A 22,440-nucleotide genomic window follows, 5' to 3' on the forward strand; every position below is an offset into this window, starting at 1 on the left:
GTCCGCTTTTTGCGCAGTCTTCCGCTATCACCGAAACGGCCCGCAGCTTTTCGTTCACCATGAACGGCACCGAGATGACGATCTCGCGCCAGGGACCTACCTGCCCGGGATCCTGCATCCAGCCGATGCAGGTCGCGCCGGGTGTTCGCACCTTGGGTGAGCTTGAAGTCATCGCGTTCCTGCAAAGCACGGTCGAAGCGGGAAGTGGTCTGCTAATCGACGTCAGGATGCCCGGCACCTTCATGTCCGGGTCGCTGCCCGGTGCGGTCAATGTCCCCGTCGCGACGTTTTCCACAGACAACCCGTACCGCGATGATCTTCTGTCGGCATTGGGCGCCGAGACCTCAGGCAACACGCGCAGTTTCTCCAACGCGTTCACCCTTCTGGTGTTCGGCGAAGGGGCAGATGACCGCTCCGCAACGGACGCCATTACGGGCCTCTTGGACGCCGGATATCCGGAAAACAAAATCCTGTATTACCGTGGCGGTACGGCGGACTGGACAAGGCTTGGCCTGAACTTGTCGGTGGGCCAGTGATGCAAAGGACGACCGGTCTGATCCGGATGGGGCTCATGGGCGCAGCCTTTATCGCGTTGACCATCGTGCTGATCGTGTTTCAGCCGGGGTCGCCGCGAAAGGCTGCGGTCACGCCCGTTCCTGAGTCGAGCGTCACGCGCGTCGCCCCGGCGATGGACAACCTCGCGGCCCCGTCGATGGAGGATGTCGGTCAAAAACCTCCGGCCATCGCCACCGATCCGGTGCGCGCCGGTGATGGCTCTGGTGTCGCGATCGTACACGCTGAACCAAGCTCGGTCCGTGACCTGACCTTCGGCGCAATCTCGAACCTCAAATCCGCAACCACCGGCGAGGCGCCCGCCCCCGGTGAGCCTGGAAGCTTTCTGCACAGCGTTGTGCAGCGCAGTCTGACCGCCACCGCGTCGACCCCCACGGGGGAGACGGTCGCACCGCGCCAGTTCAGAACGGCAAGCTATTTCGTCCGCCCCGGTGACACGCTCATCAGCATCGCCCAAGAGGTCTACGGTAATCCCGAGATGGCATCGGCCCTGTTCGAGACCAACACCGATATCTTGCCTGACCCGGATATGTTGCGTGCCGGAATGGTCTTGAGCCTTCCCGACCCTTAAACCACCACCTGTAGATAGTTTCGCAAATTGTGCGAAATTTGAAACTTTGCTCACCTAAATGTTGACCGGTGCGAATCACTGTGGCACAACACGTTCAGAACTCGTGACACGCCGGAAAGGCTGCACGACTGGGGGATAGCATCGGTGACAATCTGGACGTCAGAAGACAAGGTCAGGGTCGATTTCGACCAGCCTTGCAATGGCTTACACTCCACTCGATATGCGTCGCCCTCACGGACGAACCTCGGGCGCACCCTCGCGCCACCGACGTAAGGTAAAGCAAGGACCTGAACACAGGCGAGAAATATCGAGCAGCCTAAGAGGTCCTACGGGACCTCTTTTTTTGTGGCGCGACCGGCGCTTACACCTCGCCCCAATCCGCGGCCTGCATCTCGCGTAGCCGGCTGGCGGTGCGTTCGAATTCGAAGGTCCCGGTGCCTTCGACATAAAGCATCTCGGGTTCCGCGGCGGCGGACACGATCAGACGGACCTTGGCTTCGTAAAGCGCGTCGATCAGAGTGACAAAGCGTTTGGCCTCATTGAAGTTGGAACGGCTGAGGCGCGGAATATCCTCGATGATCAGAACTCGCACGGCATCGGCAAGCGCGAGGTAATCCGCCGGGCCAAGCATCTTGCCGCACAGATCGTAGAATTTCACCCGCGCGACACCATTGTGGAAACGCGGTAATTCAACCTCACGCCCCTGTACAAAGAGCGTCAGGCTGTCCTGCTGGCCATGGGTCAGTTCTTCCCAGATGCGATTGATCTCAGTCTTCGCGGCTGCATCGTTCGGCGCGAAATACACTTGCGCACCGGACAGACGATCCTGCCGATAATCGGTGGGCGACGCCAGTTCCTGCACCACCATCCGGGTCTTCAGCATGTCAATGAAAGGCAGGAAGATCTGACGATTGAGACCGTCTTTGTAAAGATCATCCGGCACACGGTTAGACGTTGTCACGACCACCACGCCCGCAGCGAACAGTTGTTCAAACAGTCGCCCGACAATCATTGCATCAGTAATATCGGTGATCTGCATCTCGTCGAAGGCCAGCAAGCGGACACTGTCCGACACCGACTTTGCCACCGGTTTGATCGCGTCCTCGACCCCGCGCTGACGGGCGGCGTGAATGGCGGCGTGGATCTCTTGCATGAAGGCATGGAAATGCACCCGCCGCGCCGGGGCGTTCAGACTTTCGACAAAGAGGTCCATCAGCATCGACTTGCCGCGGCCCACCCCGCCCCAAAGGTAAAGCCCTTTGGGCGGTTCCGGCGCCTTGCGGAAAAGCCCCTTCTTCACCGGCTGCGCTATCGCTGCGCGGATTCGCTCGAATTCCGGTAGCACGGCTTCCTGAGCCGTGTCGTGGGTCAAACGGCCATCTGCGATACGCGCGGCATAGATCTCGGGCAAGGTCGTCATTCCCGCCGATTAGCCTGTCTTTTCGGAATTGTGGAGAGGTCTATTCGACCGCGCGGATCAATTTGCGCTCCAAAACGCGCAGAACGGTTTTGAGGTCATGCCCACGCTTCAGGATCTGCCCGTCCATCCCGATCACCGCGTACTGACCTTGACGGCTCCGCAGCTTGGGGCGCTTTTCGATCCGGTAAAGCGGGTGCTCCGCTGTCCGGCGAAAGACCGAGAACACGGCCACGTCGCGCAAGGTGGAAATGCCGTAATCCCGCCATTCGCCCGCAGACACCATGCGGCCGTAAAGCGACAGGATCACACTCAGTTCCGTTCGGTGGAAGGCCACCTGCTCCGGGGCTGAGAAGGGTTTCGGGAACGGTGTGAGACTGTTCATATGTTATGATGTGTGCAGGGCTCAGGGTAAATCAAGCGTTTTGACGGAGGTCTGGTTTCAGAGTGGTAAATAGGTCCGGATTGGCCCTTTTGTTTCGCGCGCGAAACATTGGGGAAACCTGGCTGACCTACTTTGCCCGTGGGTTTGTTCCATCTTGATGCAAGACCTTTCAAAGCGTCCACCACGGTCGACGTCACACGTCAAACCGCAGTGAAAACCTCACCGAAGAAATCACTGATCTCATCTGTTGCATCCATCGGCAGGACCTGCGCAACGAATTGGTCGGGCCGGATAATCACCACCGCCCCGCGCTCTCGTTCAATTCCGCGAAGATCGAAGATATCGGGCCCGCCTTCTGCCGGGCAAAACGCCTTCTCATAGTCTGTCAGACCAAGAGCCCCCTTGGTCGGCAGCAACAGAGCGGGAAGACCGCCCAAATTCATCTCGCGATGCGGCTGCTGAAACACTGCGCGCACGTCGACCACGCTGTCGATATTGGCCGCTGGCGGCGTAACACGCCGCACCGGTCCTGACGCGCTCGCAAGGAAAGCGCAGAGCATTGCAATTGGTCCGTCGGGCTGCCCAATGTCTCCTGCGTTGGCGAACAGGAACATGCGCCACCGGCCGTCCGCCTTGAGCACGTGCCCCAACTGCATGGGCTTGGCATCCGCAAGGCGGGCGACCAGGGCCGAGTGAAAGCGTTTGCCGACGATGAGGCCTTTGGCAAGTGCTTGGTGCTGCGGCACACCAGTGATCAGGGACGGTGCATAGCAGGTCTCCACTCCGGCGGTGTACCGTCCGTGTTTCTGGAAATACTTCTGAAAGAGTTCTGCTTCGGCGGCGTTTTTCGGTTTCGCACTGAACAAGCGGGCCATGTCCTTGTCGAAATCGATCAGCTCCTGAGCCTTGGCGCGGCGCTCTTCGGAATACGTGTCGAGCAGCAAGGGAACCGCTGTGCCGCGCAAAACGGCAGCTAGTTTCCAGCCAAGATTGAACGCATCCGCCATCGAGACATTCATGCCCTGACCGGCTTTCGGGCTGTGCGTGTGACACGCATCTCCGGCAATGAAGAGGCGTGGATGTTTGGTGCCTCTCTCAGTCTCGGACACATCGTCGAACGCGTCGCAAACGCGCTGCCCGATTTCATAGGCAGACCACCACGCCACTTCCGCCACGTCGAACGTGTGGGGCGACAGGATCTCTTGCGCTTTTGCGATCAACAGTTCGGGCGTGACCTGTCGATCGGCTGCGCGTTCGCCGTCTTCAAGTTCGTCCAGTTCGATATAGAGCCGCACCATGTACCCGCCTTCGCGCGGAATGATCAGGACGCTCCCGGCGCTTGCGGATTGGATTGCGCATTTCAGCCGGATATCGGGGAAATCCGTGCGTGGCAGGACATCCATGACGCCCCAAAGTTGCCGGGCAGATTCGCCCTTCAATGCATGCCCCATCGCGGTGCGCACACGGCTGCGCGCGCCATCGCATCCCACAACATAGCGCGCATGGATCGTCTCGGTTTTCCCGTCCTCGTCGTGACAGGAAAATTCTGCGGTGACCGGAAAATCCGGATCATCGGTGCGCACCACGGACAGAAGTTCGCGGTTGTAGCACGGCGCGAGGCGTCGCGGGGACTTGCGCATGATATCAAGGTAGAAATCGTGGATGCGCGCCTGGCTCAGGATGATGTGCGGCATCTCGGACAGATCGTCTTCGACATCCTTGATACGATCCGCGCGGACAAGCGGAGAACCATCGTCACCGGGTCGCCAAAACGTCACTTCGTTGACCCAATATCCCTCTTTGACGACCTTTTCGGCAAATCCGAATGCCTCGAACATTTCGACGGATCGGCACGCAATCCCGTCCGCTTGTCCAACCTCAAGGGGTCCTGGCTTTCTTTCGGCGATGCGAACGGTGATGTCGGGAAACGCGGAAAGCTGGGCGGCGAGGGTCAGACCGGCAGGTCCGCATCCGACAATCAGAACGTCAACCTTATCAGGTTGCGCGTCACCACCTTCGAGTGCGGGGTGAAGCGACGGGTCGCCTGGCCGAAAGCCCTCTTCGTGGTACTGCATCGTGACCTCGCCTATCAGGTTGCAGGTCGACACTACTTGGCGCGATGGCCGCTTTGAAGTGTAAGTGTGTTTGATGGCGGGAGGGTTCGACTGCTGCCTGGCGTGTCACGCAAACGCACCCTGGCAGAACCAGCCAGACGACATGGTGCCGCCGTGGGCGTAGTAGAGCCAGAGGCGGTCGCCGTCTTCGGTGATCACCTCCCAATAGTCGCGCTGGCCACTGCGCCAGTTGGGATCGTCGAGCCACCATTCGGGCGCAATGCGTTCGGGGCCTGTCATGGCGTGGACGATGTGGTCCCTGCCCCGCCAGCGGAAGGTTTTTGGCAAGCGCGGGACGTCCGGCACCATCACAGGTTCGGGCCGCCACATGCGTAAGGGGCGGCGACGTCCGCGCTTTGGCCAGCCGCGCACGGGTTCTGACCAAGCGGCGGCGACAGTTATCGAGGTTTTCTCGGGGATGTGGCTATCGGCGGGCTGTACGCGGGTGATCGCCTCGATCCCCAGCCGCGCGCCAAGGCGACCGATCAGGTCGTCCAGACCTCCTTTCGCCGCGAGCCGCGCCTTGACCGCTTCCCCTGCTTCGAGATGGCCAACCTTGGTGCGCAGGTGAATGGGTTCGTGCACCACCGCTTCGAGCCGAAGCATGTCGATGCCATAGCCCGCATCAAGATCCTCGACCTTCATCCGCAGGAGTGGGCGGATCCGTTCGGGGTCGTCGGACGGCTTGGCCAGCGTGACGTTCATCCACTGCATCGTGCTGTCGCTGCGATAGGCCTCGAGTCGGAGGGTCCGCGCGCCACGGCCCTTGTTTCGCAGCGATCCACACAAGCGCGGAAGCATCCGGTCAAGCGCGGCCATCACATCGTCCTCAAGCCCGATCGGGTCCGGCAGGCTGAGCCGTGTGGCAAAGCGGTCAGGCGCGGGGGCCGGGCTGACGGGTTCCGGCAGGCTGCCCAGCGCCTGATCCATCCGCGCCACCAGACCCCGCCCAAAACGGCGGGCAAGGCCAGCGCGAGGCTGGCTGGTCAGGTCGTGCACCCGGCGCAGACCGAGACGGGCCAGTTGCGCCGCGGTGTGATCCTCAAGCCGCAGCGCCGCGATGGGCATGTGGGCGATGGCGGCATGGGTCTGACCGGGTGGCGCGACACGCAGGCGTTCGGCCACGGGCACGGCGGTGACTGTCGGTGCCGCGCCGCCACGTTCCCAATGCCGCCGCTTGCCCGCACGGGAGCGGGTGGCGCGCGCCTCTTGGTCGATGGCGTCACCGTTGCGGTGGTGGTCGTCCCCCGTCTGACCGCCGAACCGCGCGAGCGCCCAGGCCCCGCCCAGCGTATCGGCGACACCGAGTTGCACCGACAGACCCAGATCGGCGCAATCCTGATCGACCTGCCGGGCCAGACCCTCTTCCCCACCGAAAAGATGCGCGCAGCCTGTGAGGTCGAGCACCAGTGCGTCCGGTTCTTCCCGCGCGACCCAAGGCGAAAACTTGCCCGCCCAGCGGTGCAGCACCCCCAGAAACGCTGCCTCTGCATGCGGGTTCGAGAGCCGGGTCAGAAGATCGGCGCACATCGCATGGGCGTCGCGCAGCGGTTGGCCCTGGTACAGCCCGGCGGCCTGCGCCGACACGGACAGCGACGCGAGGACCTGCGCCTGCCCGATGTCCTTGACCACGGCAAAGGGCACCGACCCGAGGGTCGGGTCCCGGCGGATATGGCGTTCGGCGGCCAGCCGGGGAAACCAGATGGACAGGATACGTCGGTTGCGCATGGATCGCTTGGCAGCTTTTGTTCTTACTTTGTTCCTTTATAGAAGTGCTTCCAAGGGAGTCGAGAGCTTTGCCTTTCCAATTGCGTGGGGCATGCGTACCCTTTCCGGACATCGAAAGGACGAAGGACGCCTGATGCAGCACTCCCTGATTGGCGCGATTGCGGTCAGCTTGTTCGCGAGCTTGGCCTACGCCCATTCCGGCGTGACCAATCCGGCGGTACAGGCGCGCATGGATCTGATGGTCGGCGTGAAGGACGCAACGGCCGTCATCGGCAAGATGGCCAAGCAGGCATTGCCGTTCGACGCTTCCGCGGCAGAAACTGCGCGTCTTGCCCTGATCGATCACGCGACTCAGATCCCAGCCCTCTTTGAAGCCAACGAGCGCGATCCGCTGGATGAGGCGCGCGATGAGATCTGGCAGGATTGGGACGGCTTCGTTCAAAAGACCGAGACCATGCGCATTGCGGCGGGCTCCATGGACACATCCTCGCTCGACACGCTGCGCGCCGGACTGGCACCGCTCGGGGCAAGTTGCTCGGGTTGCCACGAAGCGTACCGCATCGACAAGTGACGCAGTCGGCCATCGCGTAATCCTTTCCTTGCAATGAGGACGCTTTCCCGCAAGGCTCCGGGAAAACAGGGACGAGGGAGGAGACCCGATGCGCACACGTGCTGCAGTCGCCACGCAAGCTGGCAAACCGCTGGAAATCATGGATGTGAACCTAGACGGGCCGCGCGCCGGAGAGGTGCTGGTCGAGATCAAGGCAACCGGGATTTGCCACACCGACGAATTCACGCTGTCCGGAGCCGACCCCGAGGGCATGTTCCCGGCGATCCTTGGACACGAGGGCGCGGGCGTCGTGCTTGAGGTCGGCGAAGGCGTGACCAGCCTGAAACCGGGTGACCACGTGATCCCGCTTTACACACCGGAATGCCGCGAATGCGATTACTGTCTGCATCCCAAGACGAACCTTTGTCAGGCGATCCGCGAGACGCAGGGCAAGGGTGTGATGCCGGATGGCACGTCGCGCTTTTCGACACTCGATGGGGATCCGATCCTGCACTACATGGGCTGCTCGACCTTTTCGAACCACACGGTGTTGCCGGAGATTGCACTCGCTAAAATCCGCGAGGACGCGCCGTTCGACAAGGTCTGTTACATCGGCTGCGGAGTGACAACAGGGATCGGTGCGGTGATCAACACCGCCAAAGTCGAGATCGGATCGCGCTGCGTTGTGTTTGGCTTGGGCGGCATCGGTTTGAACGTCATTCAGGGCCTGCGACTGGCCGGGGCGGACCAGATCGTGGGTGTGGACCTGAACCCCGACAAGGTGCCGATGGCCGAGAAGTTTGGCATGACCGATTTCGTGAACCCGAATGAGGTTGAAAGCGATCTGGTGCCGTACCTCGTGAACCTGACCAAGGGTGGCGCGGATTATACGTTTGACGCGACCGGCAATGTAAAGGTGATGCGCGACGCTCTGGAATGCGCGCATAAGGGCTGGGGCGAAAGCATCATCATCGGCGTGGCGCCTGCGGGTGCCGAGATCGCGACGCGTCCATTCCAGCTGGTCACGGGGCGCACGTGGAAAGGCACCGCGTTCGGCGGCGCGCGCGGGCGGACGGATGTGCCGAAGATCGTCGATTGGTACATGGACGGGAAGATCGAGATCGACCCGATGATCACCCACACGATGCCGCTTGAGGACATCAACAAGGGCTTTGACCTGATGCATGCCGGAGAGAGCATCCGGTCGGTTGTGATCTACTGATGTGACGCCTGAGGGGCCGCGCGCCCCTCTGTGACTGCTCAAATTATTTGTCGTGCGTGGTAGCCTGCGCGCGACCTTATGGTGTTCTCAAGTAAGGGAGACGATGTGATGAATTTTCATTTACGCACAGCTTTGACGGTGCTCTTGGTCGCGGCGACTGGACCGGGGTTGGCGCAACAGGTGACGGACAGTGTTGCGCCCGAGGCCGCAACCGAGGGCACAACCGCGTTCGGGGCACTGTCCGAGGCCGCCGCTGCGTCGCTTTCGGCGAAAGACGCGGGCACGCCGGTTGAGGCGCAGGACTGGATGGTGGCCGCTGCGAACCCGCTGGCGGTCGAGGCCGGGGCGCGGGTGTTGCGCGAGGGTGGGACAGCCGCAGACGCGATGGTCGCCGTTCAGGCCGTGCTGGGACTGGTCGAGCCGCAGAGCTCAGGCCTGGGCGGCGGTGCGTTTCTTGTCTGGTACGACGCGAACTCGGGTGAGGTCACAACCCTCGATGGTCGCGAAACCGCACCACTGGAGGCGACGCCGACGCTATTCCAGACCGAAGATGGAGAGCCTTTGGGGTTCTTCGACGCGGTCGTGGGTGGCAGGTCGGTGGGGACACCGGGCACGCCGGCCTTGATGCAGGCCGCACATGACAAATGGGGGCAGTCCGACTGGGCGGGTCTCTTTGCCGAGGCGATTGAGCTGGCCGAGGGCGGATTCACCGTCTCGCCACGGCTGGCGGGCATGGTGGCAGGTGACGCGGATCGGCTTGGCCGCTTCCGCGCGACGCAGGAGTACTTCTTTCCCGGCGGAACCGCGATTGCGGAGGGCGACACGCTCACCAATGCGGCTTATGCCAACACGCTGCGTCTGATCGCGGCGGAGGGGGCGGATGTGTTCTACACGGGTCCGATCGCGTCGGATATCGTAGCGACCGTGCGCACGGCGGCAGGCAATCCCGGAGTGTTGTCGCGCTCCGATCTGGCACTTTACGAGGTCAAGGAACGGGAGCCGGTCTGTGTGACCTACCGGGCGCATGATGTCTGCGGGATGGGGCCGCCGTCGTCCGGGGCGCTGACCGTCGGGCAGATCCTTGGCATGCTGGAGAGCTACGACCTTGCCGCGCTCGGCCCGGACAGTGCCGAGGCGTGGCGGTTGATCGGCGATGCCTCGCGGCTCGCCTTCGCGGATCGGGGGCTCTACATGGCCGACACCGACTACGTGCCGATGCCGACGCAAGGATTGGTCGCGCCCGCGTATCTGGCCGAGCGGGCGCAGCTTCTGCAGGGTGACGACGCGTTGCCCGAGGTGTCTGCCGGGTCTCCGGAATGGGATCACGCGATGCAGCTGGCGCCGGACGAAAGTCTTGAGCTGCCGTCGACCTCGCACATCTCGATTGTGGACAGCTACGGCAACGCGTTGTCGATGACGACCACCATTGAGAACGGCTTTGGGTCACGCTTGTTCGTGCGAGGGTTCCTTTTGAACAACGAACTGACCGATTTCTCATTCCGTACCCATGCCGACGGCCGCCCCATTGCGAACCGGTTAGAGCCGGGCAAGCGACCCCGGTCGTCGATGGCGCCGACCATCGTTCTGCGCGATGGCATGCCTACGCTGGTTTTCGGGTCGCCGGGTGGCAGCCGGATCATCGGGTATGTGGCCAAGACCATCATTGCGCATGTGGACTGGGGCATGGACGTGCAACAGGCCGTGGCCATGCCGCATCTGGTCAATCGGTTCGGCACCTACGATGTGGAAGAAGACACATCCGCGACTGATCTGGCACCTGCGCTCACCGAACTTGGTTTCGAGGTCGGCGCCCGCGCTTTGACATCCGGGTTGCACGCCATTGCCATCGGCGAAACCCTGACGGGCGGGGCCGACCCACGCCGCGAGGGGATTGCCCTTGGGGAGTGATGCAGGACCTGATACGGCGAGGATTGCGGGAACCGGAATATCCCTGAGGAGATTTCTTTATTATGTCTGACAGCCCTCCCCTCCTCGCCGTGCTCATCGACGCCGACAACACGTCGCCCAAATACGCGAGCGCCTTGTTCGAAGAAATCGCCTCTTTGGGCGAGGCGAGCGTGCGGCGGTGTTACGGCGACTTCTCCAGCCAGCAGATGTCGGGTTGGTCGCGGGTGCAGGCCGAATTCGGCCTCGTTCCGCATCACCAACCGGCCAACACCGTCGGCAAGAACGCCAGCGATATCGCGCTGGTGATCGACGCCATGGATCTGATGCACACCGGGCGGTTCGACGGTTTTGTGCTGGTGAGTTCCGACAGCGATTTCACACGTCTTGCACAGCGGCTGAGGGAACAGGGGCTGGATGTGTTCGGCATGGGGATGCAGAAGACCCCGGATGCTTTTCGGCGCGCCTGCAAACGGTTCATCTTTCTTGAAAACCTCGAAGGTGGGCCGGAGTCAGACAGCAAGACATCGGAACCCGCAAAGAAGGGGAACCTCACCGAGGCGCGCAATCTGATCCTCAAGGCGATGGATGCGATCGATCAGGACGAGGAATGGTACCGGCTGGGCCAGTTGGGTCAGCACATCGTGTCCGCCAATCCCGATTTCGACACGCGGACCTATGGCAAACGCAAACTGAGCGATCTGGTGTCCGAGATGAAAGTGCTTGAGGTCAAGCGCGGCGCCAACAACCAGTTGATGGTACGACGGCGCGACTGATCCCTGACAGCCTTCATTTTCTCTCCACTTGCCCGAAAACGGGAGGCGTGTCATGCTTTGTGCATATGCAATTTAGCCGATTGCACCGGGAGCCAAGGACATGGTGTCCGCCGATAAACCGATCCTGATCCGGGCGGTCGACGAAGACCCGCACGGAAAAGACGCCCGCCTGTCAGATGCAGCCTTGCTGGTCTTTGCACAGGAAGTCATCCAGCGCCTTTCCGTTATTGCAAACGATGCAGCCGTTGGCTCTGTGGTCGATGTCGACAGCTTCTGCTTTGCGCTGATCGAACCCACCGCGCAAAACGCCAAGATGATGCTTCTCAAGGCGCATGAGAACGGTGCGAGCCACCGGGACCTTTGTGTCGACTACATCGCGGCGGCCGCACGACGCCTTGGCGAATGGTGGGATGACGACATTATCACCTTTGGCGACATGGCGGTCGCGGCAGGGCGGATGCTGCATTTCCTGCGAGACCTGCGCGAGTTTGTGCCCGTTGTCCCGCAACGCGGATCACGCGAGGCCTTGTTCACCACCGTGCCGGGGGAACAGCATATTCTGGGTGTCACGATGGCGGCAGATATCATGCGGGACCATGGTTGGAAGATCGATCTTCAGATCAATCAACCGATCGAAACGCTGTGCGAGGTCGTGCGCAACAACAATTACATGATCATCGGCCTGTCGGCGACAAATGCGGAACGCGTACGGTCTCTGGCGGCAACCATCGTCGAACTGCGTCTGGCTGCGCCTCATGCCCGGATCTTCATTGGCGGCCACATCGTGCAGGTGGAACCGGATATCGCCGTGCGCACAGGGGCGGATGCTGCCGCCGATGATGTCGATTATTGTGTCGAAGCCTTGGAACGGCTGTATCAGTCTCTGCCGGTCATCAAGGACTGATTGACCGGCCTATGCGCCGTAGCGTGCCATGAAGGTTTCAATCGCACCGTGAATGATGCGCGCTTTTTGCTCTTCGGTGACGGTGTCGATAATCCCGAAGACCAGCTTGGGCCAGAGGTCCGCTTTACAGAGCTCCGCGAATTGGTCTGCGGCGAGGTCGAAATCGTCGATCTTCAATTCGCCCCGATCTACCGATTTGCGCAGGTAATCCACCAGAACGACCCGCATCACCATCGGACCAGAGTGATAAAACTCCTGGCCAAGCTTCGGGAAACGGTCAGATTCGGCCACACATATACGAAATATGCGCTGGCCCATGTCCGAGTAGATGAACGACAGGAACTGGTGCGCGACAAGGTGTAGGACCTTTTCCGGCGGCAGCGACATGTCGAGACGGTCAATCGATTCCTGAGCCTGCTGCTGGCACTGGACTGTCGCCACTTCCATGAAGAGCAAACGCTTGTCCGGGAAATAGCTGTAGAGTGTGGCTTTCGACACCCCGGCAGCACGGGCGATTTCATCGACGCTGGCGCCTTCGAACCCATCTCTGAGGAACACGTGCTGGGCGCCCTGAATGACCTGATCGTACTTCCGGCCTCGCCTGATTTGCGCCTGCGCAACTGCCATTTATGTCTCCCGACCACCTGACAAAAATCTAAACCGGACAGTTCACTTTATCAAGTGCGGGGCGGCGGAACAAAAAAACCCGGGCGCGAGCGCCCGGGCAGTTGGTCACGAAGGCTGATTGGAAGGAGAAGATCAGCCTTTGGAGAATTCGGGATATGCTTCCATACCCAGCTCGGCCATATCGAGACCGTTGATCTCTTCCTCTTCGCTGACGCGAATGCCGATGACGGCCTTGAGGATGGACCAAACGATCAGCGCTGCGACGAAGGTGAAGACACCGTATGCCGCGATACCGATCAGCTGAGTGATCAGGTTTGCTTCACCGTAGAAGATGACCGCGATTGTGCCCCAGATACCTGCGAACAGGTGAACCGGGATCGCACCGACCACGTCGTCGATCTTCATCTTGTCGAGCAGCGGCACAGTGAAGACCACGATCACGCCACCGATTGCACCGATCCACAGAGCACCGAAGAGTGTCGGAGCCAGAGGTTCAGCCGTGATGGACACGAGACCGGCAAGCGCACCGTTCAGCACGAAAGTGAGGTCGACCTTCTTGTAGAGCACCTGTGTCAGGATGAGTGCTGCAACCGCGCCAGAAGCCGCCGCCATGTTGGTGTTGGCAAAGATGCGCGACACGTCGGAGACGTCACCCACGGTGCCCATGGCAAGCTGCGAGCCGCCGTTGAAGCCGAACCAGCCGAGCCACAGGATGAACGTACCGAGGGTTGCGAGCGCCAGGTTGGAGCCCGGGATCGGGTTGACACGGCCATCCTTGTACTTGCCGATACGCGGCCCGAGGATGATCACACCAGCCAGAGCAGCCCAGCCACCGACAGAGTGCACAACAGTCGAGCCAGCGAAATCGGAGAAGCCCATTTCGGACAGCCAGCCGCCACCCCACTGCCAGGAACCCGAGATCGGATACATGAGGCCGGTCAGCACGATCACGAAGATCAGGAAGGGCCACAACTTGATCCGTTCAGCAACTGCACCCGATACGATGGATGCGGTGGCAGCAACGAACACGAGCTGGAAGAAGAAGTCAGAGCCGACAGACGCGTAATCCAATGCAGCATCTGCAGCGGCGACGCCGACTGGGTCGAGCACGGTCTGACCGCCAATGGCGAAGTAGCCATTGAAGTCGCCCGGGTACATCGTGTTGAAACCGATGAGCCAGTACATGATCGCCGCAATCGAGAAGAGCGCGATGTTCTTCGTGAGCTGCATCGCGACGTTCTTGGAGCGAACGAGCCCCGCTTCGAGCATGGCAAAACCGGCAGCCATGAAGAAGACGAGGAAACCTGCCATCAGGAAGAGCAGCGTCGTAAAGATATAGGGCCCCACCTCGTCCATCGACGGTGCGGCCTCTTGAGCCATGCCCATAACCGGCAGCGCAGTCAGCGCGGCAGCGGGCAGGAGTGTCTTGAGTAGTTTCATCGGTATGTGTCCCCTATCTCTGTCACAGCGCCGGTTCAGAGCGCATCCCCATTGGTTTCGCCCGTCCGCACGCGGATCGCCTGCTGCGCGTCGAGTACGAAAATCTTGCCATCGCCGATCTTGCCGGTCCGGGCGGTATTTGTAATGGTATCAACCACTTGATCGGCCATGTCGTCGGCGACCACGATCTCGAGTTTGATCTTCGGCACGAAATTCACCGCGTATTCCGCACCGCGATAGATCTCTGTATGGCCCGACTGAGAGCCGAACCCTTTGATCTCCGTTACCATCATGCCGCGGACGCCGATGTCTGTGAGCGCTTCGCGGACCTCTTCAAGCTTGAATGGCTTGATCGTCGCTATGATGAACTTCACCTTGGTCCCTTTCCCTTGCAGGTCGATCTTGTTTGCATGCGCAGAAAGTAGGATCGGCCTTGCGAAGGGAAGGAATGAGCCAGCGCTCACGGGGCTGTGAATTCGGAAGTTGCACAAATTTTGCACAATTTCAGACTTTTGATTATTTCTTAAGCAAATAAAAAACGCTGCCCTTGCAGGAAGGCAGGTCCACATCGACGCCGAAAGCCACTAAATTACATAAAACGAGCAGCATCTCAGGCGGTCCAAATGACTGATTCACGACGCGGCAAAGGCCGACTGGTGGCGGATCGTCGCTATCCCAAGAAGGCACAGCCGAAGGCAAAAGCGCGAAAACCGGCGCAGACCAAGCGCCGAAGGACCGCTGCCAAAGCGCCGCGCCGGGGGATCGTCGGCTTCTTTTCGCGTATCATCGGCTGGATCTTGCGCTTCTTCGTACGGCTTTTCATGCGCGCGGGGATTGTCGCTGCGCTGATCATCGCGGCGTTCGTCGGGTACGCCTATACAACACTTCCCGACGTCTCGACCGCATCTGACGGGCGCGCACGCGGGTCGGTGCAGCTTCTGGATCGGGACGGTGTCGCGTTTGCGTGGCGCGGAGACCAGTTCGGCGGCATCGTGACCGCGGACAGCGTATCCCCACATCTGAAGAACGCGGTGGTCGCGACCGAGGACAAGCGCTTTTACCGCCACTTCGGAATTTCCCCGCGTGGCATCGCCTCTGCTGTGCGCATCAACCTGTCCGAGGGGCGCGGGCCGTTGTCTGGACACGGGGGTTCGACGATTACACAGCAGACGGCAAAATTGCTGTGCCTCGGTGTTGAGTACGATCCGAGCGAATGGGAAAGCGAAGCCGAGTACGTCTCGGATTGCCGCCGCGGATCGCTCTATCGCAAGGGCAAAGAGGCGATCTACGCGCTCGCGATGGAGCTCAAATACTCCAAGGACGAGATCCTCTCGATCTATCTGAACAGGGCCTATATGGGCGGCGGGGCCTACGGCGCGGCGGCTGCGTCGGAACGGTTCTTTTCCAAACCCGCCTCTGCCCTGACCCCCCAAGAAGGTGCGATGATCGCGGGGCTTCTCACCGCGCCCTCAAGTCTCGCACCCACATCGAACCTCGAACGCTCACAGGCACGGGCCGCGACGGTTCTGCGGCTGATGAACGAACAGGGCTACTTGACCGATGAGCAGACCCGCGCGGCGCAGGCCAACCCGGCAACGCTGTCGCAACAGGCGCAGACGCAGACGGGTGGCTACTTTGCGGATTGGGTCATGCAGTCCGGTCCGGACTTCTTTACCCGCGACACGACCGAAGACGTAATTATCGAAACCACGCTCGACCAGCGCATCCAAAGCGCCGTGGAAGAGGCGGTCAAAACGGTCTTTGCGACCAAGGTGCGCGAAGGATCGAAAGCGCAGACTGCCGTTGTCGTCATGTCCGCCGATGGTGCGGTCCGCGGCATGGTTGGTGGCCGCAAGACAAATGTTGCCGGTGTCTTTAACCGCGCGACGCAGGCGAAACGGCAGACCGGGTCAGCCTTCAAGCCGTTCGTTTATGCCACCGCGCTGGAACTTGGCTACAGCCCTTATGACACGGTTCAGGACAGTCCGTTCTGCATGAACATCCCCGGCTCCGGTCAGTGGTGCCCCGAGAACTATACGCGGGATTACAAAGGAACAGTCACACTGGTCGATGCGCTGGCCGCGAGCCTGAACGTGCCTGCCGTCAAGATTTCCGAATCCGTCGGGCGCGATCTTGTGCGCAAGGTGTCGGTCGATTTCGGCATCGACAGCCCGCTGACAGACACACCAGCCTTGGCTCTCGGCGCGTCTGAGGCATCGCTTCTCGAAATGACGGGCGCGTTCGCTGGCATCCTGAACGGGGGGTCTTCGGTCACGCCTTACGGGCTCAAAGAGCTGCGTCTCAAAGGGGACGACACACAGATCATGGGCACCGGAGGCGGTATCGGTGAGCGCGTCATTCAGGAAGACGCGGCCCGGCAGTTGATCTGGATGATGGAAAAGGTGGTCACGAATGGCACCGGGACCCGCGCTCGCTTGCCCGACCGGCAAGCCGCAGGCAAAACCGGCACCACGCAAGCGGCGCGCGATGCCTGGTTTATCGGGTTCACGGCGGATTACGTGGCCGGTGTCTGGATGGGCTACGACGACAACACGCCTTTGACCGGTGTCACAGGCGGCGGACTGCCCGCTGAGATCTGGCACGAAACGATGCTCCGTGTGCATCAGGGCTTGCCCGCCCAGCCGCTTCCGATGATCGCGCCCGATCCTCCGCGTCAGGTGGCGCAGCCGGAACGCGCACAACCTCAGCGACAGCAACCACGTCCGCAACGCACCGGAAACGCGCTCGAGAACGCATTGAACCAGCTTCTGCGCGATATCCTCGGCCAGAACTGAACCGACAATCCCGGTCACAATGCCCCTTCCCATTTCGCCCCTCGCGCAATAGCGTCCCGCAAAAATGGAGGGGAGATCGCCATGTCCAACGCAATCGAGGAAAAGCTTGCGGAACTGGGGCTGAGCCTGCCGGACGCGCCAGCACCGGCAGCGAATTACGTGCCGTTCGTCCAAACGGGTAACCAGATCTACGTGTCCGGCCAATTGCCGGGCGGCCCAGACGGGCTCGTGACCGGAAAACTCGGGGCCGATCTTGATGCGGAGGCCGGCGCCGAGGCGGCAAAGTACTGTGCGTTGGCGCTGCTGGCGCAGGCACGTAAGGCGGCCGACGGTGATCTATCACGCGTACGACTGGTCAAGCTTGTCGGCTTCGTGAACTCGACAGCGGATTTCCACGACCAGCCCAAGGTCATCAATGGGGCCTCTGATCTCATGGTTGCCGTCCTCGGAGAAAAGGGTCGGCATGCACGGTCTGCTGTGTCCGCTGCATCCCTGCCCTTCGGCGTGGCGGTTGAGATTGAAGGCATCTTCGAGATCTCATGACCGGACTGCCGCCGTCCTTCTTTGCGCGGCCAATCGCGCATCGCGGTTTTCATGACAAGGCTGACGGTCGGATTGAAAACAGCCCGTCCGCCTTCTCCGCCGCTTTGGATGCGGGGTACGGGATCGAACTGGACCTGCAACTGTCCCGCGATGGCGTGGCCATGGTGTTCCATGATCCATTGCTCAATCGGTTGACGGAAGAAACCGGCCCGGTACGAGAGCGTGACGCCGCGGCGTTGCAGCAGATCAGGCTCAAAGGATCGAGCGATACGATCCCGACTTTGGCCGAGACGCTCGTGCAGGTTGACGGCGACGTGCCCTTGCTCATCGAGTTGAAGGATCAGCACGGTGAGATGGGCGAGACCGATGGTATGCTGGAGGCCGCGACAGTGGACGCGTTGCGGGGCTATGGAGGCGACGTGGCGCTCATGTCCTTCAATCCACATATGGTTGCCCGTCTGGCGAAACTTTGCCCGGAGCGGCCGCGTGGGTTGATCAGTTCGGCCTGGCGCAAGATCGACGAACCGGAGATCCCCGTCGCCACCCGCGCGCGGCTCGCCGGTATCCCTGACTTCGACGCCGTCGGAGCGCAGTTTCTGAGCCACGACGTGACCAACCTGGAAAACCCCCGTGTCGAGCAGCTCAAGTCTCAGGGTGTCCCGATCCTGTGCTGGACTGTCCGAAGCGCGGCGCAGGAGCATCAGGCGCGCAAGGTTGCCGACAATATCACCTTTGAGGGCTACGCCGCTTGAACCGCGCCAGATGTGGACCAAGTACCAAGGCGTAACCAAGGAACGGCCATGTCGGACCCCGCCGAAAACGTACCCACGATTGCGATCAACATGCATGGCTCGATCAATCAGATCGAGCCCGCGGATTGGGATGCGTGTGCCTGTCCGGAAATCGCCGACGGCGGGCGGGCCTACGACCCGTTCACGACACATCGTTTCCTGAAGGCACTTGAGGACAGCCGGTCTGTCGGGGCAGGCACGGGATGGGAACCACGCTATCTGACGGCTGAAATGGACAGTCAGATCATCGCCTGTGCGCCACTTTACGCCAAAAGCCACAGTCAGGGCGAATACATCTTCGACCACAACTGGGCGCACGCCTGGGAACGCGCGGGTGGTCGGTACTATCCGAAGCTGCAGATCGCTGTGCCTTTCACCCCAGCCACGGGACGGCGGTTCTTGACGCGACCGGGGTATGAGGTCGAGGGGATCAGCGCTTTGGTGCAGGGTGCCATTCAGGTGGCGGCGGACAATCAGCTGTCATCGCTGCACATTACCTTCTGCACCGAAGCGGAGGCGATCGCGGGTGAGCAAATCGGTCTCCTGCGACGGCGCACACAGCAATATCACTGGGAGAACCGGGGCTATGAGAGCTTTGACGCGTTTCTTGCAGATCTGAGTTCACGGAAGCGCAAAACGATCCGCAAGGAACGCGAGCGGGCGCAGGGTTTCGGCGGCACCATCCATCGACTGACCGGCGATCAGATCCTGCCCGAGCATTGGGACGCGTTCTGGGACTTTTACCAGGACACTGGCGCGCGGAAATGGGGCACGCCGTACCTCACGCGGAAGTTCTTCGATATCGCCCATGAGCGGCTGCGCGACGACATCCTGCTCGTGATGGCGGAACGTGACGGCCAATGGGTCGCCGGAGCGCTGAACGTCATTGGGCGCGACACGCTATTCGGGCGCTATTGGGGATGTGTCGAGGACCATCCCTGCCTGCATTTCGAGCTTTGCTACTATCAGGCCATGGATTACGCGATTGCGCATGGCCAGAGCCGGGTCGAGGCCGGGGCGCAGGGCGACCACAAACTGTCGCGCGGGTATCTGCCGGTCTTTACACATTCCCTGCACTGGATCGGCGATCCCGGGTTTTCAGAAGCTGTGGAGCGCTTTCTTGAGGCAGAGGCTCGGGCCGTGGGCGAAGACATCGAAGTGCTCACCGGCTATGGGCCGTTCAGAAAAGACAACGTTGAGGAGCAGCAATGACAGAGAAATTATCGGACATCGCGCGCAAAACGGTGCTCGAACCTTTGATTGCGGACGGGTGGACGGTCGATGAGGATCGCGATGCGATCTCGAAGACCTACAAGTTCGACGACTTCACCGAAGCCTTCGGGTGGATGACGCGCGCGGCACTTTGGGCCGAGAAGTGGGATCACCATCCCGAATGGTCGAACGTCTACAACAAGGTCGAAGTGACGTTGACCACGCATGACGTTGGTGGCCTGTCGTCGCTGGATGCGAAGCTGGCGCGGAAGCTGGATACGCTCTGAGGGGGCTGTGAAAGTCGCGCATATCCTTTATAATGAATCGGGTATTTAATTAACGCATTTCATCATGACCCAAGCCACAAACGAGCGGCTGACGCATCTTGTGTACGAAGCCTCCCTCGACAATTCCCTGCTTCCCGAGCTCATTCTGGAGCTGACCGAACAGGTGCAGATAGCGGCGGACGGCCGGATGATCGAGGCCGAACGACGCCACGACCTTAGCGATCTGATGGCGCATTTCCGACGCGCCATCGAAATCTCCGAAAAGATGGTGCGGCTGCAAGAACGCGAATCCGATCTGGAAGCGGTGCTTGGGACGCTTGCCGTGGGGATAGCGCTGGTTGATGACTCCGGTCGCGCGTTCGTCACGAACCGCGCCATGCGCGACACGGGTCTCGCACTTGATGGTCCCATCCGCCTGCTGCCAGCGGACGCGCCCGAAGGCGCCGCGTCGGAACCACAAAGCCTGACGCGCTGGGTGTCAGAGACGAACCGTGTTGAGATACCGAAATCCTTCGTGACGCGCGAGAGCGATACGACCTATCTGCTCCTGCCCCGTCAGGAGGCCATTCGCATGGGCTTTCCGGCGAAAGCCGCGGCTGTTCTCGTGGCAACGAACCCGAATACGGCGGATGGCTTGCGCGCACTGGCTACGGCGCATGATCTGAGCCTGCGTGAACAGGCACTGGTCCGTGCTCTGATGGAGAAAGGCGATCTGCGGGCCGCCAGCGAGGCCATCGGTATCAGTTACGAGTCGGGGCGCACCTATCTCAAACGCGTGTTCGAGAAGACCGGGTTAAAAAGCCAGGTGGACCTGATCAACACCATAGCGCGCAATCCGCTTTCTATGTTTCGCGAACGCCAGATCTCCGACGATGAGCGGTTCCAGGTTCGGCGCCTGCATCGTTTGTCCGACGGTCGGATGCTGGAATACTTCATTTTGGGTCCCGAGACCGGTCGACCGGTCGTCCTATTCGACGCTTTGTCGGGATCTTCAATCGACCTCATCGGCTTCCCACGCCGGTATCTTGAACACCTTGAGCATTATGGCGTCCGTCTGATCATGCCGTGCCGTCCCGGGATTTACCGGTCGGACTTCAGGAAGATGACGAGCCTGCGAGACTTCGCGCCCGACCTGCAGTCGCTGATCGACATGCTGGGCTACGAACAGGTCTCGCTGATGAGCTTTTCCTTTGGCTCCGGCATTGCATTGGCCACCACTCACGAATTGCCGGATCGCGTCAAAAAGGTGCTTCTCTCCTCACCGAGCTACCCAGAATACAAGCATGACAATTGGCGCGAGCTGGACCAGTTCTACCACCTGTCGGCGGTGCTGGCGCAGCGTTGGCCGGCCATGTTCCGACAGCTCATCCCGTTCCTCGTACGCTCCATCATCCAGAACGGACCGCGATACATGGACAGGTACTGCAAGCGCAGCCCAAGCGCCGACGATATCGCGCTGTTGTCCCATCCAACGATTGGCATTCGATCTTCCCAGATGCTTGAAGAGCGCACCGCCGGAGGCGTCGAAGGGATGGTCGAGGAGAACCTGCTGAACGCACGCGGATGGGATTTCGACGTCGCTGCGATTGGAACCGAGGTCGAAATCTACCACGGCGCGTTCGACAACGTAGCCCCGGCGCAGGGCGGTGCGGCGCTGGCCGAACGCCTGCCCAATGCGACCTACACCCGGTTCGAGGACAAGGGCCATTACCAGCATATTTCAAGCTGGCCATGGATGGTCGCCCGCGCGGCAGGGCTGGACGTTGCGCCCTATGATCGGACCTATTCGATCCCGGATCTCTGACCTGTCTCACATTGTCCCCAAATGGGGATATTGAAGCCGAATCCGCTGACCTAAAGTCAGCGCATAGTTCAAGATTTTTCAGCTTCTTTTTCGACAGGTTTTTATGACACAGGTTATTACCAAACTCGCCGCCTATGAGCTTTTGGCGCAAGAGCGTCCAATGGTGTCTCTCATTGATCGGGACATCCTAGCTCTGGGCGGCGACTTCATTCCCCTCCGCTCCGATTGGATTTCTTTGTTTTATGACACCGGCCACAAGGTCACTTCGGATGACGGCAGCCAATACGCGTTCCGGGCCATAACCACGCGCGGCGAGTACCTCTGGCTCGTGTTCTCCGCAGGCAAGACCCGGGGTTACCATGCCGAAACGACCTGTCCGCACAGCGCCTTCGCCGAAGCGCGCGAGGCGTTGACCTATCGGCGTGCCGTCAAATCCCGGTGGGATGACGTGCGAGCTGTGGCGCGGGCGCTCAGGCGCGGCAAGCTCCGGTTCGACGTGCTGATCGAGGACGCAATGGAGTCGCCACTCTGCGCCATGGGCACCCGGCATTTCCTGCGGTCCTTTGGTTTGAGTGGGATCAAGCGCATATCCGGCTTCAAGCTTGCCTGGATGATGCTGATCGAACCGCAATTGGGTTTCGTGATTTATCAGGCCGCATTGCGAGAAGGCGTTCTGTCTGCGTGTTCCCAGGATGATATGTTTGCCTCACATCTTGACCTCGCGACCCCGGATCAACCGGCTGCCTAAACAGCGCACCACGCCTGTTTTTCCGCGTTCCCTTGTCCAAAGGCTTGG

The 22,440-nt window shown here is 60.8% G+C and carries 21 protein-coding genes; 14 read left to right on the top strand and 7 right to left on the bottom strand.

Features of this window, described 5'->3' with window-relative positions; genetic code table 11:
- Nucleotides 1–59 precede the first annotated feature (59 nt).
- Nucleotides 60–536 (top strand): rhodanese-like domain-containing protein, encoded by a 477-nt coding sequence (locus BUA42_RS09575; RefSeq protein WP_218588630.1) that lies wholly within the window; start codon nt 60–62, stop codon nt 534–536.
- Entirely contained in the window at nt 536–1,144 is a 609-nt protein-coding gene (locus tag BUA42_RS09580; RefSeq protein ID WP_072777537.1) for a LysM peptidoglycan-binding domain-containing protein, read from the top strand. The genes BUA42_RS09575 and BUA42_RS09580 overlap by 1 nt, the downstream gene beginning before the upstream one ends.
- Nucleotides 1,145–1,505: 361 nt before the next feature.
- On the opposite strand, the gene zapE is transcribed toward BUA42_RS09580, so the two are convergent.
- The 4 genes from zapE to BUA42_RS09600 form a co-directional block, all read right to left on the bottom strand.
- On the bottom strand, nt 1,506–2,564 hold the full coding sequence (zapE, locus tag BUA42_RS09585) for a cell division protein ZapE (RefSeq protein ID WP_072777538.1): 1,059 nt from the start codon (nt 2,562–2,564) through the stop codon (nt 1,506–1,508).
- A 40-nt stretch (nt 2,565–2,604) separates the two neighbouring features.
- The gene (locus tag BUA42_RS09590) at nt 2,605–2,946 is read right to left on the bottom strand and encodes a DUF2794 domain-containing protein (protein ID WP_072777539.1); all 342 of its coding nucleotides are present in this window, start codon (nt 2,944–2,946) and stop codon (nt 2,605–2,607) included.
- A 200-nt stretch (nt 2,947–3,146) separates the two neighbouring features.
- A complete protein-coding gene (locus BUA42_RS09595) occupies nt 3,147–5,021 on the bottom strand; it encodes an FAD-dependent monooxygenase (protein ID WP_072778375.1) in 1,875 nt (624 codons plus the stop codon).
- 105 nt (nt 5,022–5,126) lie between these two features.
- Nucleotides 5,127–6,788, bottom strand: a complete 1,662-nt coding sequence (locus tag BUA42_RS09600; protein WP_072777540.1) for a DUF6504 family protein — start codon at nt 6,786–6,788, stop codon at nt 5,127–5,129.
- Nucleotides 6,789–6,921: 133 nt separating this feature from the next.
- Here BUA42_RS09600 and BUA42_RS21160 point away from each other — a divergent pair, with 133 nt between their 5' ends.
- The 5 genes from BUA42_RS21160 (at nt 6,922) to BUA42_RS09625 (ending at nt 12,145) form a co-directional block, all read left to right on the top strand.
- Nucleotides 6,922–7,359, top strand: a complete 438-nt coding sequence (locus tag BUA42_RS21160; RefSeq protein WP_072777541.1) for a c-type cytochrome — start codon at nt 6,922–6,924, stop codon at nt 7,357–7,359.
- 88 nt (nt 7,360–7,447) lie between these two features.
- Nucleotides 7,448–8,560 carry an S-(hydroxymethyl)glutathione dehydrogenase/class III alcohol dehydrogenase gene (locus BUA42_RS09610; RefSeq protein ID WP_072777542.1) on the top strand — a complete coding sequence of 371 codons (1,113 nt, stop codon included), beginning with the start codon at nt 7,448–7,450 and terminating at the stop codon, nt 8,558–8,560.
- A gap of 108 nt (nt 8,561–8,668) precedes the next feature.
- On the top strand, nt 8,669–10,468 hold the full coding sequence (ggt, locus tag BUA42_RS09615) for a gamma-glutamyltransferase (RefSeq protein ID WP_072777543.1): 1,800 nt from the start codon (nt 8,669–8,671) through the stop codon (nt 10,466–10,468).
- Between the two features lie 62 nt (nt 10,469–10,530).
- Nucleotides 10,531–11,241, top strand: a complete 711-nt coding sequence (locus BUA42_RS09620; protein WP_072777544.1) for an NYN domain-containing protein — start codon at nt 10,531–10,533, stop codon at nt 11,239–11,241.
- Nucleotides 11,242–11,341: 100 nt separating this feature from the next.
- Nucleotides 11,342–12,145 carry a cobalamin B12-binding domain-containing protein gene (locus BUA42_RS09625; RefSeq protein ID WP_072777545.1) on the top strand — a complete coding sequence of 268 codons (804 nt, stop codon included), beginning with the start codon at nt 11,342–11,344 and terminating at the stop codon, nt 12,143–12,145.
- A gap of 9 nt (nt 12,146–12,154) precedes the next feature.
- Here BUA42_RS09625 and BUA42_RS09630 read toward each other — a convergent pair whose 3' ends face one another.
- From BUA42_RS09630 to BUA42_RS09640, 3 genes are all read right to left on the bottom strand, one after another.
- On the bottom strand, nt 12,155–12,772 hold the full coding sequence (locus BUA42_RS09630) for a TetR/AcrR family transcriptional regulator (protein WP_072777546.1): 618 nt from the start codon (nt 12,770–12,772) through the stop codon (nt 12,155–12,157).
- A gap of 132 nt (nt 12,773–12,904) precedes the next feature.
- Nucleotides 12,905–14,212: an ammonium transporter gene (locus tag BUA42_RS09635; protein ID WP_072777547.1), complete on the bottom strand. Its 1,308-nt coding sequence runs from the start codon at nt 14,210–14,212 to the stop codon at nt 12,905–12,907.
- 35 nt (nt 14,213–14,247) lie between these two features.
- Entirely contained in the window at nt 14,248–14,586 is a 339-nt protein-coding gene (locus BUA42_RS09640; protein WP_072778376.1) for a P-II family nitrogen regulator, read from the bottom strand.
- Between the two features lie 249 nt (nt 14,587–14,835).
- Here BUA42_RS09640 and BUA42_RS09645 point away from each other — a divergent pair, with 249 nt between their 5' ends.
- The 7 genes from BUA42_RS09645 (at nt 14,836) to BUA42_RS09675 (ending at nt 22,392) form a co-directional block, all read left to right on the top strand.
- Nucleotides 14,836–17,007: a transglycosylase domain-containing protein gene (locus BUA42_RS09645; RefSeq protein WP_072777548.1), complete on the top strand. Its 2,172-nt coding sequence runs from the start codon at nt 14,836–14,838 to the stop codon at nt 17,005–17,007.
- A gap of 81 nt (nt 17,008–17,088) precedes the next feature.
- Nucleotides 17,089–17,550 (top strand): RidA family protein, encoded by a 462-nt coding sequence (locus tag BUA42_RS09650; protein WP_072777549.1) that lies wholly within the window; start codon nt 17,089–17,091, stop codon nt 17,548–17,550.
- Complete coding sequence (locus tag BUA42_RS09655; protein WP_072777550.1) at nt 17,547–18,302, top strand: glycerophosphodiester phosphodiesterase family protein; 756 nt, start codon at nt 17,547–17,549, stop codon at nt 18,300–18,302. The genes BUA42_RS09650 and BUA42_RS09655 overlap by 4 nt, the downstream gene beginning before the upstream one ends.
- A 48-nt stretch (nt 18,303–18,350) precedes the next feature.
- Nucleotides 18,351–19,553, top strand: a complete 1,203-nt coding sequence (locus BUA42_RS09660) for a GNAT family N-acetyltransferase (RefSeq protein ID WP_072777551.1) — start codon at nt 18,351–18,353, stop codon at nt 19,551–19,553.
- Complete coding sequence (locus BUA42_RS09665) at nt 19,550–19,840, top strand: 4a-hydroxytetrahydrobiopterin dehydratase (RefSeq protein WP_072777552.1); 291 nt, start codon at nt 19,550–19,552, stop codon at nt 19,838–19,840. The genes BUA42_RS09660 and BUA42_RS09665 overlap by 4 nt, the downstream gene beginning before the upstream one ends.
- Nucleotides 19,841–19,904: 64 nt before the next feature.
- Nucleotides 19,905–21,644, top strand: a complete 1,740-nt coding sequence (locus BUA42_RS09670; protein ID WP_072777553.1) for a bifunctional helix-turn-helix transcriptional regulator/alpha/beta hydrolase — start codon at nt 19,905–19,907, stop codon at nt 21,642–21,644.
- A 103-nt stretch (nt 21,645–21,747) separates the two neighbouring features.
- Complete coding sequence (locus BUA42_RS09675) at nt 21,748–22,392, top strand: hypothetical protein (RefSeq protein WP_072777554.1); 645 nt, start codon at nt 21,748–21,750, stop codon at nt 22,390–22,392.
- Nucleotides 22,393–22,440 lie beyond the last annotated feature (48 nt).

The organism is Marivita hallyeonensis (assembly GCF_900129875.1).
In the GTDB taxonomy this organism is placed as follows: Bacteria; Pseudomonadota; Alphaproteobacteria; order Rhodobacterales; family Rhodobacteraceae; genus Marivita; species Marivita hallyeonensis.

What these genes read in the sequence shown, in the direction of transcription:
- BUA42_RS09575 (WP_218588630.1), top strand. Translation starts at nt 60, where the DNA reads ATGAACGGCACCGAGATGACGATCTCGCGCCAGGGACCTACCTGCCCG.
- BUA42_RS09580 (WP_072777537.1), top strand. Translation starts at nt 536, where the DNA reads ATGCAAAGGACGACCGGTCTGATCCGGATGGGGCTCATGGGCGCAGCC.
- zapE (WP_072777538.1), bottom strand. Translation starts at nt 2,564, where the DNA reads ATGACGACCTTGCCCGAGATCTATGCCGCGCGTATCGCAGATGGCCGT.
- BUA42_RS09590 (WP_072777539.1), bottom strand. Translation starts at nt 2,946, where the DNA reads ATGAACAGTCTCACACCGTTCCCGAAACCCTTCTCAGCCCCGGAGCAG.
- BUA42_RS09595 (WP_072778375.1), bottom strand. Translation starts at nt 5,021, where the DNA reads ATGCAGTACCACGAAGAGGGCTTTCGGCCAGGCGACCCGTCGCTTCAC.
- BUA42_RS09600 (WP_072777540.1), bottom strand. Translation starts at nt 6,788, where the DNA reads ATGCGCAACCGACGTATCCTGTCCATCTGGTTTCCCCGGCTGGCCGCC.
- BUA42_RS21160 (WP_072777541.1), top strand. Translation starts at nt 6,922, where the DNA reads ATGCAGCACTCCCTGATTGGCGCGATTGCGGTCAGCTTGTTCGCGAGC.
- BUA42_RS09610 (WP_072777542.1), top strand. Translation starts at nt 7,448, where the DNA reads ATGCGCACACGTGCTGCAGTCGCCACGCAAGCTGGCAAACCGCTGGAA.
- ggt (WP_072777543.1), top strand. Translation starts at nt 8,669, where the DNA reads ATGAATTTTCATTTACGCACAGCTTTGACGGTGCTCTTGGTCGCGGCG.
- BUA42_RS09620 (WP_072777544.1), top strand. Translation starts at nt 10,531, where the DNA reads ATGTCTGACAGCCCTCCCCTCCTCGCCGTGCTCATCGACGCCGACAAC.
- BUA42_RS09625 (WP_072777545.1), top strand. Translation starts at nt 11,342, where the DNA reads ATGGTGTCCGCCGATAAACCGATCCTGATCCGGGCGGTCGACGAAGAC.
- BUA42_RS09630 (WP_072777546.1), bottom strand. Translation starts at nt 12,772, where the DNA reads ATGGCAGTTGCGCAGGCGCAAATCAGGCGAGGCCGGAAGTACGATCAG.
- BUA42_RS09635 (WP_072777547.1), bottom strand. Translation starts at nt 14,212, where the DNA reads ATGAAACTACTCAAGACACTCCTGCCCGCTGCCGCGCTGACTGCGCTG.
- BUA42_RS09645 (WP_072777548.1), top strand. Translation starts at nt 14,836, where the DNA reads ATGACTGATTCACGACGCGGCAAAGGCCGACTGGTGGCGGATCGTCGC.
- BUA42_RS09650 (WP_072777549.1), top strand. Translation starts at nt 17,089, where the DNA reads ATGTCCAACGCAATCGAGGAAAAGCTTGCGGAACTGGGGCTGAGCCTG.
- BUA42_RS09655 (WP_072777550.1), top strand. Translation starts at nt 17,547, where the DNA reads ATGACCGGACTGCCGCCGTCCTTCTTTGCGCGGCCAATCGCGCATCGC.
- BUA42_RS09660 (WP_072777551.1), top strand. Translation starts at nt 18,351, where the DNA reads ATGTCGGACCCCGCCGAAAACGTACCCACGATTGCGATCAACATGCAT.
- BUA42_RS09665 (WP_072777552.1), top strand. Translation starts at nt 19,550, where the DNA reads ATGACAGAGAAATTATCGGACATCGCGCGCAAAACGGTGCTCGAACCT.
- BUA42_RS09670 (WP_072777553.1), top strand. Translation starts at nt 19,905, where the DNA reads ATGACCCAAGCCACAAACGAGCGGCTGACGCATCTTGTGTACGAAGCC.
- BUA42_RS09675 (WP_072777554.1), top strand. Translation starts at nt 21,748, where the DNA reads ATGACACAGGTTATTACCAAACTCGCCGCCTATGAGCTTTTGGCGCAA.